Source organism: Streptosporangium sp. NPDC049078 (assembly GCF_040648855.1).
Taxonomy (GTDB): Bacteria; Actinomycetota; Actinomycetes; order Streptosporangiales; family Streptosporangiaceae; genus Streptosporangium.
On record NZ_JBEZEL010000003.1, the window covers coordinates 345,631 to 360,730 of the forward strand.

Below are 15,100 nucleotides of genomic sequence, written 5' to 3' on the forward strand. Positions count from 1 at the left end.
CCCCGTACGACCCTCATGGATGCGAAGACGTGGACCGGGCAGGTCTTCGGGAACGGCTGGGTGACCTCGCACGCGGGAGACGCGGCCGTGGTCGAGCCCGCCACCGGAGCCGAACTCGGCAGGGTCGGCGTGGCGGGGGCCGAGGACGTGGCGGCGGCGGCCGTGCTCGCCGTACGGGCGCAGCGGGAGTGGGCGGCGGCCTCCTTCGAGGAGCGGGCGGCCGTGCTGCGACGGGCCGGGAGGCTGTTCGAGGATCACGCGGAGGAGATCCAGGACTGGATCGTTCGCGAGGCCGGGTCGATCCGCCCCAAGGCGGGCGTGGAGACACACGTCGCCGCCCAGGAGTGCTACGAGGCCGCCGCGCTGGCGTCCCAGCCGCCGGGAGAGATCCTGCCGACCGTCAAGCAGCGGCTCAGCCTGGCCAGGCGCGTACCGGTGGGGGTGGTCGGCGTGATCGCGCCGTTCAACTTCCCGCTCATCCTCGCCATCCGTTCGGTCGCCCCGGCGCTCGCCCTGGGCAACGCGGTGATCCTCAAGCCCGACCCGCGCACCGCCGTCTCCGGGGGTGTCGCCATCGCCCGCGTCTTCGAGGAGGCGGGGCTGCCGTCCGGCCTGCTTCAGGTGCTGCCGGGAGGAGTGGAGGCGGGGCAGGCGCTCGTCGGCGATCCGCTGGTACGGGTGATCTCCTTCACCGGCTCGACCTCGGCGGGACGCGCGGTCGGCGAGGCGTGCGGGCGGCTGCTCAAGCGGGTGCATCTGGAACTCGGCGGGAACAGCGCGCTCATCGTCCTGGACGACGCGGACCTGGACCTCGCGGTCTCCGCGGGCGCGTGGGGCTCCTTCCTGCACCAGGGACAGATCTGCATGACCACCGGACGCCACCTGGTGCACTCCTCGATCGCGGAGGAGTATGTGGCCCGGCTCGCGGAGAAGGCCGACCACCTGCCGGTCGGCGATCCCGCGAGCGGGCAGGTCGCGCTCGGCCCGCTCATCGACTCGGGCCAGCGGGACAAGGTCCACAACCTGGTCACCGCGAGCGTCGACGCCGGGGCGCGGCTGGCGGCGGGCGGCACCTACGAAGGGCTCTTCTACCGGCCCACGGTCCTGGCGGACCTGCCCGAGCGCGCTCCCGCCTACGTCCAGGAGGTGTTCGGCCCGGTGGCGCCCGTCGTGCCGTTCTCCACGATCGAGGAGGCCGTCGCGCTGGCGTCCGACAGCGAGTACGGCCTGTCACTGGGCATCCTCACCCGCGACGCGATGCGGGGCCTCGCGCTGGCCGACCTCGTTCCCACCGGAATCGTGCACGTCAACGACCAGACGGTGGACGACGAGCCGGTGGCCCCGTTCGGCGGGGTCGGGGCCTCGGGCACCGGCTCGCGTTTCGGCGGGGGACGGGCCAACATCGAGGCTTTCACCGAGACCCGCTGGGTGACGATGCAAGGAAATATCGCGACCTACCCCTTCTGATCGCCTGACCCGATTTCCCCCGACGGTGCGCCGTGACGGCGGCAGGCCGTGTCCTGACCCCCACTTGTGATGACCCAACTGCCCCTGACGGTGCGCCGTGAGGCTTATGGGAGAGTTGGGCAATGTCCGAACGGGGAGTCAGTGTGTCGCGGGCGTCGGGGACGCCGTTGATGCCGCCGGTGTCGTCTGCGTCGCGGGTTCTGCTCATCGCGGGATTCGTGCTCGCGTCGCTCAACCTGCGGCCCGCGCTCGCGGGCTTCTCCCCGGTGCTGGACGAGATCATGAACGATCTCGGGTTGAACGCCGCCGGGGGAGGGGCGATCACCACGGTCATGGTGGTCTGCCTGGGCGTCCTCGGCCCGCTCGCCCCCCTGCTCGCCCGCCGCTTCGGCCTGGACCGCACACTCCTGGCCGGGCTGCTGATCCTGGCGGCCGGGGTGACACTGCGCGCCGCGGGAAGCGTCCCGGCCCTCTACGCGGGCGCGGCCGTCGCCGGTACGGCCATCGCGGTGATGAACGTCGCGATGCCCGGCGTGGTCAAGCAGCACTTCCCCTCGCGGGTCGGGCCGTTCACCGCGATCTACGTCTCCGGCCTGGTGCTGGGCGCCGCCCTGGCGTCGGGTTCCGTGGTGCCGATCGAGCGGGCCACCGGGCTCGGCTGGCGCGAGGTGACCGCGATGACCGCGATCCCCGCACTGGCCGCGGCGGTGCTCTGGCTGCCACAGGCGCTGCGCCGCCCCGCTCGCCAGGAGGCCGCGCCCAGGCCGTTCGCCCTGCTGCTCCGCAGCCGGGTGACCTGGTACGTCACCGCCTACATGGGCATACAGTCGCTCACCTTCTACATCATGCTGGCCTGGATACCGACGATCTTCAAGGACGCGGGACTCCCCGCCGACCAGGCCGGATACATGCTCAGCCTCACCAACCTGGCCCAGGTCGCGGCCACGCTGACCGTCCCGGTGCTCGCGGGACGCGCCCGGTCACAGGTGCCGTACGTCACCGCCGCGACCGTTCTCACGATCGCCGGATACCTCGGCGTGCTGTTCGCGCCGGCCGCTCTGCCGTGGCTGTGGATGATCGTCCTTGGGATGGGGCAGGGCGCCTCGATCGCGCTCGCCCTGCTCATCATCACGCTCCGCGCGCCCGACCCGGTCTCGGTGACCGCGCTGTCGGCCGTCGCCCAGTCCGTCGGCTACACGCTGGCCGCGCTCGGACCGCTCCTGATCGGAGCTCTCCACCAGCTCTCGGGCGGCTGGACACTGCCGCTGCTGGCGGGGCTCGGCGCGTGCGCCCTGCAACTGGGAGCCGGATTCCTGGCGGGCCGTCCGGTCACGGTGGTCGGCACGGACGGCTCACACCCGGCAGAGGGCTCACCCTCCTCGGCCTGAGCGGACGGCTCACGCCCGGCCGAGGACTCGCCCTCCCGGAACGCACGCCCCCGCCGGGCCGAGGACCCGTCCTCCCCTGGACGGCTCACGCCCCGCCGGGGACTCGTTCGTCCCGGCCCGACACCCGCTCCGGCTTCTCTCCGGCTCGGAAACCGTACCTTTACGAGTCGCTGTCCCCACGACCCGTTTCCTTTGCGAGTCGTTGTCCCACCGGCCATCTGGGCCTTCTAGCGTCCTGAACATGATCCGTAGGCTTCTGTCCGCGGCGCTGGCGGTCCTCACGACCGGTACCGTCGCCGTTGTGCTGCAGCAACCCGAACCCGCCACCGCCGAGCCCCGTGGCCGCGAACCCGTCGTCATCGGCCACCGGGGCGCCGGCGCGTACCGGCCCGAGCACACCCTGCTCTCGTACGAGACCGCGATCGCGCTGGGTGCCGACTACATCGAGCCCGACCTTGTCTCGACGAAGGACCACGTGCTGGTGGCCAGGCACGAGAACGAGATCGGCGGCACCACGGACGTCGAGAGCCACCCCGAGTTCGCGGGGCGCCGGACGACCAAGACGATCGACGGCGTCTCGATCACCGGCTGGTTCACCGAGGACTTCACGCTCGCCGAGTTGAAGACGCTCAGGGCCGAGGAGCGCATCCCCGACCTGCGTCCGAACAACACCGCCTTCAACGGACTCGCGGAGATCCCGACCTTCGACGAGGTCGTCGCGCTCGCCAAGCGGAGCGGGGTCGGCGTCTACCCCGAGACCAAGCACCCGAGCTACTTCGACTCCATCGGGCTCTCCCTGGAGGAGCCGCTGATCGAGGTGCTCGGCCGCCACGGCTGGCGCGGGAGCCGCGACCCGGTCTTCATCCAGTCCTTCGAGACCGCCAACCTGCGCGAGCTGAGGAAGAAGACCAGGCTGCCGCTGATCCAGCTCATCACCGCCACCGGCGCCCCGTACGACTGGGTCGCCGCCGGAGACCCGCGCACCTACGACACCATGGTCACCCCCGAGGGGCTCCGTGACGTGGCGGGCTACGCGGACGGCATCGGCGTCGACACCAGGCGGATCGTGCCCGCCGGTCCCGACGGCCGCCTCCTGCCGCCCACCACGCTCGTCCGCGACGCCCACCGCGCCGGTCTGAAGGTCCACACCTGGACCGTGCGGAACGAGAACGCGCAGCTCCCGGTGGACTTCCGGCTCGGTGACCCGGCGAGTCCGGCCTACCCGCGCGCCACCGGCAACGTGATGGGCTGGCTGGAGAGGCTCTACTCCCTCGGCGTCGACGGCGTCTTCGCCGACGACCCGGGCATGGCCAACGCCGTCAGGGCGCGCGTCTTCTAGACCGTCAAACCCACGTGGCGAAGATATGAGTCCGCGGTGAGGCATCCGGTCCTACGGCCGCCGCACCCGTGAACGACGGGTGCGGCGGCGAGGGCGGCGAGGACGGGGGCACTCGGCACCGAGTCGGGCGGCGAGGGCCGACCCGGTGGCTCCCGTCAGGCGACGCCGGCCATCTGCTCGGCGTCGTCCATGGGACGCAGCTCGTCGGCGTAGCTGACCGAGACGCGGCGCATCACGCCGCTGTCGCTGATGGAGTACTGGCCCAGGCGCCACAGCGGCGGCGAGTACGCGTGGATCGAGACGCTGCCGTGAACCGCGCCGGTCAGCCGGTGGATGTGGTCGGGGCCGAAGGAGAAGGACTCGCCCTCCGAGATCACGGTCTCCAGGTGCTCGCCGCCGATGCGGGGGTTGCACTCCAGAAGCGTCCCGGCCACCACGCGGACCGCCCCCGAGGAGGTGTCGTGGTCGTGCCAGCCGGTGTCGTCCTCGGGCCGCCAGCACAGCAGCCAGACGTCCACGTGGGAGTCGCGGTAGAGGGAGGCGAAGTGGCGTCCCCCCTCCTCGGGGAACTCCACCTGGTCCTGCCACCGGGACGGGTCGGCGGCCAGCTCGTTGACCAGGTCGAGGAGTTCGCGCCGGTCGAGGGCGCGAGCGGGCAGGGCCTCGTAGCTCATGAGGTCTCACCGCCGACCGGTCCGGAGACCGCGATGTCCACTCGTCCGGTGTGAATGGCGTGACCGGCGCGGTCGGCGGGCCGGGCGGCTCGTGCGCGCGGCGGGCTCGCGGCTCCGGTCGCCGGGAGCGCACAGCTCTCGCGGCCCTGGTACTGGTTCACTTGCGCGACTCCTTTCCGTTCAGCAGGCGGTTCGGGTTGGTGACCGCGATGGCGTGCCAGGCGGCGTCGCCGAGCGCGGGGTCGGGTGCGATGGCGTAGGGCTGGTCGGAGCCGCTCACCACGACGTCGACGCCGAGTTCGCGGACGATCGCGTCGACGGCGCGCGGGCCGTAGGAGGAGGTCTCCAGGAACAGGTCGGGATCGACCTGTCCCCGGCCCTCGCCGCCCCGGTTGGCCAGGCGCTCGGAGTGGAGCGGTGCCAGCCCGGCGAGCAGCGAGAAGCAGACCCGCAGGCGGGGGTGGCGGGACCGTCCGAAGGCGGTGAAGGCGTACCACGCGGCGTGCATCTGCTGCACGTACGGCACGACGGCGGGCCACCAGCCGGGCCCCTCCGGCGCGGTGGCGGGTCCCGGGTGCACGAAGAGCGGCAGGTCGCGCTCGGTGAGGACGTCCAGCAGTGGGGCGACCCTCGCCAGGCCCGCGGCGTCGCGCACCGCGGTCGCGGGCAGTTGGAGCCCGACGAGTCCGGGTCGCGCGTCCGTCCTGCCGTTCTCGACGCCACTCTCCGTGCCGCTCTTCGCGGCACTCTCCGTGCCGCCCGCCGTGTCGCGGTCCTTCGCGTCGTCCCGTACGCCGTTGCGGATGTCGTCTCCCGTCGCGTTCCGTGCACCGTGCCGGGCGTCGTCTCGCGCGTCGCCTCGTGTGTCGAGGGTCTTGGCGAGCCTGGCGGGGTCGATCTCGCTGAGGCAGGTCGCCGCCCAGGCGCCGAAGGGCGCGGGCAGGGCGAGGGCGTCCTCGTGGTAGGCGTCGATGATCGGCCAGGCGTCCTCGGGGGGCAGGGACTCGATGCCGAGCGGGCTGGACAGCGACACGAGGGCGAGGTCGAGATCCGCGTTCAGCGCGAGGCGTCCGGCGAGGTCATGATCGGCGGGGTCGACCTCGTAGGGGGGCTCGCCGCCGGTGTGGAGGGTCCAGCCGTCGAGCCGGGGCGCGGTCGTACGCCGTCTGAGCGCGTCCACGAACGCGGGCGTCCACAGATGCTGGTGAACGTCGACGGTCACGACGGATCTCCTCCTTCCACGCTTCGCGGCATTCCCTACCTAGAATAGGGGTAAACGCTCTCACCTTGCCACATCCAACAGTGACACGGTTCAGTGAACCGTTTCAGTGAACCGCTTCACCCTGCATCGTGTCAATACCTCCCGACACCTCCCGACTTCCTTCGGCGCCTCTGATCGCGCGGGGAACGCGCCCCCGAAGGTCCCGGGGAATAGGCTGGACCGATGCCCCAGCCCCGGAAACGAGCGACCATCCGTGAGGTGGCGAAGGCCACCGGTCTGTCGCCGGCCTCCGTCTCCTACGCCCTGCGTGGCATGCAGGTGTCGGAGGAGACCATCGAACGGGTGCGCCGGGCCGCGGCCGAGCTCGGCTACGAGGCCGACCCGATCGCCCGGGCCCTGGCCAGCGGCAGGACCGGCATGATCGGACTGCTCTGCGGCTCCCTGGAGGATCTCTGGCAGCAGGCGCTCGCCGTGGGCATCGGCCGCGCGCTCAAGGACAACGACCGGTACGCCCTCATCCTGGACGCCGCCGGAGACCCCGCCAGGGAGAAGACGCTCGCCAGACAGCTCCGCGACCAGCGGGTGGACGCGCTGATCGTGCAGCCGGTCGATCCCGCGGCGCCGCTCTGGGCCGAGCTGTGCGAGGGGCTGCCGGTGGTGTCGATCGGTGACGCGCTGGCCGGGGCACGCGCCGCGGGCGAGGTCGTCTTCGACAACCGGGCCGGGGTGACCCTCGCCCTGGAGCATCTGCGCGAGCGGGGGCACCGGCGCCTGGCCGTCCTCACCTCGACCCGGGCCAGCACCCCCGACCGGCCCGCGGACGTGCACGTCATGGCCGAGGCCGGGCGGCTGGGACTCGACATCGAGATGGTCACCGCCTCGCAGTCGCTGGGACCGGCCACCCGGGTCGCGGGCGAGATGCTCGACGCCGGACACCGGGCGTTCTTCTGCTTCGCCGACTCGATCGCCTACGGCGTCTACGCCGCCTCGGCCGAGCGGAAGCTCGGCATACCGTTCGAGGTGTCCGTGATGGGCTACGACGACCACCCCATGTCGGGCCTGCTCACCCCCGGCCTGACCACGGTCGACTGGGACATCGACGGCATCGTCCGCGCCGCCGTCCGTATCGTCGTGGCCGCCGCCGACGGCACCGCCACGCGCCGCCGCCGTATCGTCCAGGCCCCCCAGCTCCGCGAACGCGGCTCGGTGGGCTGACCCGGCCACGTGAACCTCACGGGTCGTGAAGAACTCGGAGGTCTCAGGGGACGAGACCGGGCAGGAGCCCGCGTGCCGCGTCGAGGTCGGCGTCCAGCGGGCGGTCGCGCATCGCCGGATCGAGCGGCAGGTCGCAGGGCAGGCCGCGCTGCCGCAGGGCTCGTACGGAGGCCACCAGCTCGCACGCCAGGACGATCTCCAGCGGTTCGGCGGCGGCGAGCGCGGAGCGGGCCGCCTGCGGGGTGAAGCTCGCGTGGTCCTCGGTGCCGAGGGAGAGCACGGCGCCGCCCAGGGTGACCGGGGCGGCCAGGTGGCGCAGCTCGGCCAGGGCGGAATGCGCGACGTATTCGAGGATCATCACCCCGGACAGTCCGGGACGTTCGGCGAGGAAGGGGAGCAGGCCCGTGTTGGCCGGGTCGTTCAGGGTGGCGAGCCTGGCCGCGCTCAGCGTCGCGGTCTGCACGAGCGCGGCCCGCAGGGCGTCGAGGGCGAGCGCGACCCGCGCGGAGTGGAAGTTGCCGTTGTGCCAGGCCCGGCCACCGGCGATCAGCGGGTTCTCGGGAGCCGCGTTCATCTCCTCGGTGATCGTTCGTTCCGCTCGTCCGAGGGCGTCGAGCACGGCTCCGTGGACCTGTGGAAAGGCCCGGTAGCCGTACGGGTCCTGGACGCGGCGCGGGCTGGTGGAGCCGACCAGGGCGCGCAGCCCGGCCGCCACCTCGGTCTGCTCGGCGCCGCGTTGCACGACGGGGGAGAGCGGTTCGAGCGAGGCCTCGATCGCCCGGAAGGAACGGGCCGCGACCGCCGTGGCGGCGGACAGGAGGACCCCCAGACGGTGACAGGCCAGCGCCGCGTCCGCCAGGGTCGCCGCGCCCGAGCTGATGAACGGCAGCGCGTCGACGGAGGCGAGCGCGAACCGGGGTACGGGATCCCCCGGCCGCGTCCCCGGAGGGCCGCCTTCGGCTCGCTCCCAGGACCGGGTGTCCCCGGTCCCGGCTCCGGCCTGGGTTCCGGTTCCGGTTCCGGTTCCGGTCTCGGCCTCGGTCGAAGGATTCCGGGTGTCCCCGGCTGGTGCCTCGATCCGTACGGTGTCCGAGGGCCGGGTCCAGGGAAGCTCGCCGAGGAGACAGAGCGCGGTGGTGGCGAGGGCGGTGAGGTCGCCGGTGCCGATGGCGCCGTAGGTGCGGATCGGCGGGGTGAGGCCCAGGTTGACGGCGGCGGCGAGAACGGGAAGGAGGGCCGGGTCGACCCCCGAGCCGCCGGCCAGCAACTGGTTGAGACGGACGACGAGGGTGGCGCGGGCGCGGAACGCCTCGATCGTGGGCCCGGCGCCGCCCGCGTGGCTGCGGAGCAGGTCCAGGCCGGTGTCCTCGGTATCCACGTCCTTGTTGGCGCCCACCCCGGTGGTCCGGCCGTACACGGGCCCGTTGAGCAGGCCGGCCATCCGCCACGCCGCCTGCGCGCGGGCGGTGGAGCCCAGCGCGATCCCGGAGCCGTGGGCCGCCCGGTCGACCTGCTCGCAGGTCAGGTGGGCGCCGTCAAGGACGAAGGTCATCCGCTCAGTCGCCGACGATCGCGTCGAAGATCAGGTCGAGCAGCCAGCTGACCAGGGCGATGACGATCGCTCCCCAGAACGCGGCCCAGAAGCCGTCGACGTGGAAGGGAACCCGGAGTTGCTCGGCGATCCAGCTGGTCAGCAGCAGCAGACCGGCGTTGACCACCAGGGCGAACAGGCCGAGTGTGAGGATGTAGAAGGCGCAGCCGAGCGTCGCGATGATCGGCTTCAGGACCGCGTTGACGACACCGAAGATGAGGGCGACGACGACGAGCGTGCCGATCTCCTTGGCCGGGCTCGCCGCGGACACGGCGATACCGCTCACGAGTTGGGTCGCCGCCCATAGAGCGGCTGCTACGACCACTATTTTGATGAGTATTTTCACGTTTCGGCATCCTCGCATGGATGGTTGGACGGGCGATAGGTCCACATCTTGAGAGTGGATATATGCGTATAACAGGGAGTCTGCTGTATCGCCCCGGCATCTGCGGCTCCGATCGTCACCGGGTGACACGGAGGCACCGGTCGCCCCGATCGACGGGACGGCGAGCCGCCCCCGGCTCCCGTGGAGAGTTTCGCATCCGTGACCGTATGCGGTCATGAAAGTGGCGAGATCCTGTCAGGCGTGCCGTTCCTCGGCGGGAAGGCCCTCCGCCGGATGGGAGAGTCCCAGGTGAGGAGCACGAATCGCCGAGGAGGGCCGCATCATGTCCGATAACCGATCGTCCGCCGACCGACAGGGGGAGCCGTCCGCGCGAGCCGGGAGGAGCCCCGGGGTGGAACCCGGGAGGGGGCTCGGGACGGGGGCCGGGAGGAGTCCCGGGGAGGGAGCCGGAACGAAGCCCGGCGCGGAACCCGGGACCGAATCGCGTCCTGTCCCCAAGCCGGGACCTCCGCCCAGGCCGGGGCCGGTTCCCAAGCCGGGGCCTCCGCCGAAGCCGGGCCCTCCACCCAAGCCCGGTCCCGGGACCGGCGCGGGGACGAAAGCCGGTGCGATGAAAGCCGGGCCGGGGACGGAACCCAAGCCGGGGACGGAAGCCGGGCCCGGGGCGGAAACCAGGTCGGCGGACATGATCGACGAAGTGGCCCCATGACTCTGTGAGACCAAGATCATCTCAGCTGGGACCATGGTCGACGGTCGATGAACGCCCTTCGGGCGTTCATCGACATGCTTTCGCGGCGCCACCACGGGAAAAACGTCGCCCCGGCCGACGCGCTGACGGTGCATACCGTCAATTGCGCATGATGGTCATATTCTCGGGGCAGAAGGGGCGTGAGGGGGTGGGTCTGTTGGAAACGGACGAGCTTGAGACGCTGTCGGCCCAGGAACTGCATGATCGCGCGGTGCACTACGCCGTGCACCACGGAGATCTCGGTTTTCTGTGGGAGTTGCTCACGTTGATCCCCGCGGCGAACGCGTCCACGGGCAGCGAGGCTGAGACGACCAACGACCTCAGCAAGGTCTCGGCCCTGCTCAGCGACGCGATGGCCTCGGGCCACGGAGAGCTGGGAGAGGCGCTGCGGCCGTTCTACATCGAATACCTCTCCAAACATCCCGAAGCCTGAGGCGAGTCCCGTTCCCGCCTCAACCCGGACGTTCCTCCGCCTGCGAGCCTCTGTAGGGTGATCGGCAGGTTCTCAGGGGAGGGACGCCATGGCACAGGTGAGAGTGGAGCGGACCGAGGACGGGTTCGTGGCGCGCAACGACCGCGGAGCCGAGGTCGCGATGGGCGGCGGTGACGAGCAGGGGGTGTTCACCCCCGTCGAGCTGCTGCTCGCCGCGCTCGGCGGCTGCAACATCGTCACCGTGGAGCCGCTCACGGCCCAGCGCGGCCATCGCCTGGTCCGCCTCGCCATGACCGTCCAGGCCGAGAAGATCGAGACGTCCAGGCTGGGGCCGATCACCATCACCTACGACGTGGAACTGCCCGAGGGCGACGAGAAGGCCGCCGAGGTCCTCCGCGCCGTGGCCCACCGCGTCGAGGAGAAGTACTGCACGGTGAGCCGCGCTCTGAAGGACAATACCGAGATCAACCTCGAACTCCCCTGACGACCCCCGCCGGGCGCCCCAACCGATGCGCCACCGACCCCGAACCAATGCGATCGCCTCCCTCGACGGCACGTTTCCCCGTGCCCGCAGGGCTGACGGCGCTTCGGTGATACCGGGTCAAGGTTGGGTGTAGGCGCAAAATCAACCTTTGGATGACGCGCCCGTTGCATTTGACTAGGTAATGTTGTTGCAGGTCGAGGGGTCTGCGAAGCCCGGGGGGAGCGTTGCAGAGACTTTTCACCGGATAAGAACGCGAGGGGGATCGCGTTCCTGAGCGGAGCCGCCCGAGTCTTGGGGGAGACGACGGCAAAGCCCGCGAAGAGGCCGGGGCCGGACAGTTGGGGGACTGTCCGGCCCCGCGTCTGTTCAGCGGCGGGTCCGGATCCCGGGCGACTCACCGGCGGATCCGCACAGGGTCCGACCGGGATCAACCGGGGTGCGAGCGCGCTGAGGCTGCTGCTAGAGTTACCTCCGTCGCAAGCGCCGCTAGCTCAGTTGGTTAGAGCAGCTGACTCTTAATCAGCGGGTCCGGGGTTCGAGTCCCTGGCGGCGCACCACCGGCTCAAGCCGATGACCTGGGCACCTTCCGCATCGCGGAGGTGCCCTCAGTCATTTCCGGCCTCGCCCGGCCTCGCCCGGGCCTTCATCCGGTGCTTATCCGGGCTCCCACCAGACCTTCACCCGGCCGTCGTCCGGCGGTCTCCTCCGGCCACCACCCGGCCGTCGTCCGGCGGTTTCTTCCGGTCCTCACCCGGTCGTCGTCCGGCGGTCTCCTCCGGCCACCACCCGGCCGTCGTCCGGCGGTTTCTTCCGGTCCTCACCCGGTCGTCGTCCGGCGGTCACCTCCGGCCACCACCCGGGTTTTCCGGAGGTGCTCCTCCCCCGCGCGGCCGTTGCTCCCTCGGCGGACGCAGATGGCGCAGGACCTGAGCGCGTACGGCGTCGTCGAGCCCGTTGAGCAGGCGGTCGGCACGGCCGTCGGAGGAGGATCCGAGCAGTCCGGCGATGATGGCCGGGGGCAGGTAGCCGAGCACGCCGCACGCCCTTTTCGCCGGCATCGTCTCGATCAGGCGGATGGCGAGCGGGCCCGCCGAGAGGGCTCGGACGATTCCGGCCGTGGTCCGCGTGTCCGTGCACGCGAGGATCTTCGCGGCCTCACCGGGGGGAACGGCGCCCAGCAGGGCGCCGCCTCGCCCGGGGTCGACGTGGCTCAGTGCCTGGCCGGCGCGGGCCGTTCCCATCGCTCGCAGTATCGCGGCGGCCTCCTGAGGCTTGGCCGCCATCACGTTCAGCACGGCGCCGCCGGTCCTCGCCGGAGCCGCGCCGAGGATCGAGGCGGCCCTCGCCGCGGACAGTTCCAGCAGGATCGCCGCCGCGACGCCCGGTTCCATCCGGATCAGCACCCGCTGGACGGCCTCCGTGGGAAGGCGGGCGAGCAGCCGCGCCGCGGATGAGGTCGCCATGGCGCCGAGAACCCGTGCGGTTTCCGCCGGATCCAGCCCTCCGAGGTCCACGGACCTCTCCGGCGTGCGATCCGCGACCGCGGGCACGGGGCGGCGCGAGGGGGAGTGGGCGAGGTGGGGGGAGGGAGGTGAGGGGATCGCTTCGCGACGGTGCGGCGGAGGCGAGGGGGTGAGGTCGGGTGGGGGAGACGCGGGGGTCGCCTGGCGACGGTGCGGCGGAGGTGGGGGAGAGGCGGGGGGCGCCTCGTGGCGAGGCGGTGGAGGCGCGGGGGCGAAGCCGGGAGAAGGGGATGCGGGAGCGGGCCGGGATCGGTGCTGCGCGGGGTGACCCCGAGGGGCGTCGACGATCGACCTCAGAACCTCCTTGAGCTCCCGGGCGTCCATCCGCCGCTCGGGTGCCTTACGCAACAGCCTGACGACCGCGTCGGACAGTGCCCCCGTACGGGTGAGGGGGGGAGGGGCGTCGAAGGCGATGGCCTTCATGGTGGCCGGCACGCTGCCGCGGAGGAACGGGGAGTGGCCCTCCAGGGCGTGGAAGAGGGTGACGCCCAGGGACCACAGGTCGGCGGGCGGTCCCGAAGGGAGGTCGTTGATCCGTTCGGGCGCCATGTACTCCAGGGTGCCCGCGAAGGTGTTCTGCGAGGTGAGGCGGCCCTCACCGACGATGTGGGCGATGCCGAAGTCGACGAGGAACACCTCGCCCTCCTCGCCGAGGAGGATGTTGGCGGGCTTCACGTCACGGTGAAGCACGTCGGCCCGGTGCGCGGCGGTCAACGCGGCCAGCACCCGCCCGCCGATCTCGGCGGTCCGGCGCTCGTCGAGGGGGCCGCGCTCGATCAGGTCCTGGAGCGAGTGGCCCTTGACGTAGGCCATCACGATCCAGGAGAGGTCGTCCTGCACGACCACGTCGTACACCTCGACGATGCCGGGGTGCCTGATCCGCGCCGCGGCCCGTGCCTCGCGCAGCACGCGCCGGCGGCGCACGGACAGGGCCTCTCCGTTCGGTGACAGGACGAGCTCCTTGAGCGCGACGCGGCGGCCGAGCATCTCGTCCTCGGCGAGCCACACGTTGCCCATCCCGCCGCTGCCGATCACGGACAGGAGCCGGTAGCGGCCGTTGACCACGCGGCCGTTCGTCTCGGGGGTCACGCAGGATCAGTCGTCGTCATCGGGGAACAGCTCGATCCTGCCGGGCCGCTCGCCCGCGGGGCCGCCGCCGGAGTCGGATCTGCGGAACACCCGGGTGTTCGGCATCGCGCGCAGCATGTCGTCCTCGGCGGAGTAGAGGTCGCCGTCCGGGGTGCGAGGGTCGGTCATCCGCGCGGTGTTCGACGGCCCGACCGGAGTCTGCACCCTGTGGGCGGCGCGTAACGGGTCTGGCTCCTCCCAGATGTCCCATATCGATGCGGGGTCGTCGTCGTGGTCCTGCCGCGTCGCGGAACCCGGTGCGGGGATGGCGGAACCGAACTGGGAGCTGTAACTGTCTCGCGCGTCGCGGAACTCCTGCTTCGCCGCGAGGTTGAGGATCTTCTCGTAGTTGCCCGGCTTCTGCATCAGCTTGACCGCGACCGGCAGGCACTCGATCAGCAGGAACAACAGGATCAGCAGGAGGTGGGTCAACCTGAGGGTGATGTCCTCGCCGGACACCTCGTTGAGCGCCTGCAGCCGGATCAGCAGCCCGCCGGTGGCGCGGTTCTCCGCGTCGAACGCGTTCTGCAGGTCGCTCTGGCGCCGCACGGCGGCGTCGAGCGACTCCTGGGTCTTGGGCAGTGCCTGCCTCGCCTGGGCGAGGCGCTCTGACCTGCTGCTCTCGTCCGTGGCGGTGAGCTCCGCCTTGCGCTCCTCGATCTGCCGGTTGAGCAGGTCGACCCGGCTCTTGGCCTTCTCGTACGTTCTCTCACTGGCCTGGGCGAGGGGGCCGTTGCCCTTGCGCGGGCACGTCTTGCCGCCGTAGAGCTGGCACTGCCACTCGTCGTAGAGCTTCTCGGTCTGCTTCTGCTGGGCGTCGCGCTCGGCCGTCAGTGACTTGACCTTCGGGTCCTTGGCCGGATCCAGCGGGACGTCGCCCTCCGAAGTGATCACGTTCTGGAGAGCGGTCACCTCCTTGCGGAGGTCGTCGACTTCACGCCCGACGCTGCCCGCGCTCTGCCGCGTGGCGAATTCGTTGGCGCGCTGCTGTTTGATCTGGACGATCTGCGCGTCGATCTCGGATTTGAAGATCTGCAGCACCAGCGGGGTGGAGATGACGATGCCGAGCAGCACGGCCATGAGGATCCGCGGCAGGGCCACCCGCCAGCGGCGCGACCCGTCGGCGTGCATGGTGCTGACCAGCCAGCGGTCGAGGCTCATGATGGCGAGGCCCCAGACGAGGCTGGCGGGGATGGCGATGAGGAGGGAGACGCCGAGCGCGGAGTTGAGGGCGAACGTCATCGACACGACCGCCAGCACGCTGGTGGTGAGCACCGCCCCGCCGATGCCCTCGAACTTGCCCTGCTCGGTCGGGCAGAGCTTCAGGATTTCTGGGCGTGCGCCGGACAGGGCAATCAGGAGTGTCCTCATCTATTCCCCTTCCGAATGGCGCTCGAACCGGCGGTTATGAACTTTAGGTCACGAGCGCGGGGCGTCGCCATGACATGGACACTATTATAATTCCGTAAGGTGTGATTCCTTATACCGCAGGGAAATCAGGTCCGGGGAGTGTCCGGAGATGATCATTGTGAGGCCGTCGCG

The 15,100-nt window shown here is 71.1% G+C and carries 12 protein-coding genes and 1 tRNA gene; 7 read left to right on the forward strand and 6 right to left on the reverse strand.

Going from position 1 to position 15,100, the window contains the following annotated elements:
• Positions 1–15 precede the first annotated feature (15 nt).
• From AB0B90_RS06605 to AB0B90_RS06615, 3 genes are all read left to right on the forward strand, one after another.
• Complete coding sequence (locus AB0B90_RS06605; RefSeq protein ID WP_362921339.1) at positions 16–1,467, forward strand: benzaldehyde dehydrogenase; 1,452 nt, start codon at positions 16–18, stop codon at positions 1,465–1,467.
• A 179-nt stretch (positions 1,468–1,646) separates the two neighbouring features.
• Positions 1,647–2,855: an MFS transporter gene (locus AB0B90_RS06610; RefSeq protein ID WP_362921183.1), complete on the forward strand. Its 1,209-nt coding sequence runs from the start codon at positions 1,647–1,649 to the stop codon at positions 2,853–2,855.
• Positions 2,856–3,096: 241 nt separating this feature from the next.
• Entirely contained in the window at positions 3,097–4,194 is a 1,098-nt protein-coding gene (locus AB0B90_RS06615) for a glycerophosphodiester phosphodiesterase (protein ID WP_362921185.1), read from the forward strand.
• A gap of 155 nt (positions 4,195–4,349) precedes the next feature.
• Here AB0B90_RS06615 and AB0B90_RS06620 read toward each other — a convergent pair whose 3' ends face one another.
• Both AB0B90_RS06620 and AB0B90_RS06625 read right to left on the reverse strand, forming a co-directional pair.
• Entirely contained in the window at positions 4,350–4,868 is a 519-nt protein-coding gene (locus tag AB0B90_RS06620; protein WP_350944873.1) for a cysteine dioxygenase family protein, read from the reverse strand.
• Between the two features lie 157 nt (positions 4,869–5,025).
• The gene (locus AB0B90_RS06625; RefSeq protein WP_362921188.1) at positions 5,026–6,090 is read right to left on the reverse strand and encodes an amidohydrolase; all 1,065 of its coding nucleotides are present in this window, start codon (positions 6,088–6,090) and stop codon (positions 5,026–5,028) included.
• A 222-nt stretch (positions 6,091–6,312) separates the two neighbouring features.
• Here AB0B90_RS06625 and AB0B90_RS06630 point away from each other — a divergent pair, with 222 nt between their 5' ends.
• The gene (locus AB0B90_RS06630; protein WP_350944879.1) at positions 6,313–7,305 is read left to right on the forward strand and encodes a LacI family DNA-binding transcriptional regulator; all 993 of its coding nucleotides are present in this window, start codon (positions 6,313–6,315) and stop codon (positions 7,303–7,305) included.
• A gap of 43 nt (positions 7,306–7,348) precedes the next feature.
• Here AB0B90_RS06630 and AB0B90_RS06635 read toward each other — a convergent pair whose 3' ends face one another.
• Both AB0B90_RS06635 and AB0B90_RS06640 read right to left on the reverse strand, forming a co-directional pair.
• Positions 7,349–8,857, reverse strand: a complete 1,509-nt coding sequence (locus AB0B90_RS06635; RefSeq protein WP_362921191.1) for an aromatic amino acid lyase — start codon at positions 8,855–8,857, stop codon at positions 7,349–7,351.
• 4 nt (positions 8,858–8,861) lie between these two features.
• Positions 8,862–9,242 carry a phage holin family protein gene (locus AB0B90_RS06640; RefSeq protein ID WP_350944882.1) on the reverse strand — a complete coding sequence of 127 codons (381 nt, stop codon included), beginning with the start codon at positions 9,240–9,242 and terminating at the stop codon, positions 8,862–8,864.
• 896 nt (positions 9,243–10,138) lie between these two features.
• Here AB0B90_RS06640 and AB0B90_RS06645 point away from each other — a divergent pair.
• From AB0B90_RS06645 to AB0B90_RS06655, 3 genes are all read left to right on the forward strand, one after another.
• On the forward strand, positions 10,139–10,423 hold the full coding sequence (locus AB0B90_RS06645; protein ID WP_350944884.1) for a hypothetical protein: 285 nt from the start codon (positions 10,139–10,141) through the stop codon (positions 10,421–10,423).
• An 88-nt stretch (positions 10,424–10,511) separates the two neighbouring features.
• Entirely contained in the window at positions 10,512–10,907 is a 396-nt protein-coding gene (locus tag AB0B90_RS06650; RefSeq protein WP_362905013.1) for an OsmC family protein, read from the forward strand.
• 480 nt (positions 10,908–11,387) lie between these two features.
• Positions 11,388–11,464 (forward strand) — tRNA-Lys (locus tag AB0B90_RS06655).
• Positions 11,465–11,746: 282 nt separating this feature from the next.
• Here AB0B90_RS06655 and AB0B90_RS06660 read toward each other — a convergent pair.
• Positions 11,747–13,519, reverse strand: a complete 1,773-nt coding sequence (locus AB0B90_RS06660) for a protein kinase (protein ID WP_362921193.1) — start codon at positions 13,517–13,519, stop codon at positions 11,747–11,749.
• A gap of 6 nt (positions 13,520–13,525) precedes the next feature.
• Positions 13,526–14,929: a DUF4407 domain-containing protein gene (locus tag AB0B90_RS06665; protein ID WP_362921195.1), complete on the reverse strand. Its 1,404-nt coding sequence runs from the start codon at positions 14,927–14,929 to the stop codon at positions 13,526–13,528.
• Between the last annotated feature and the right edge of the window lie 171 nt (positions 14,930–15,100).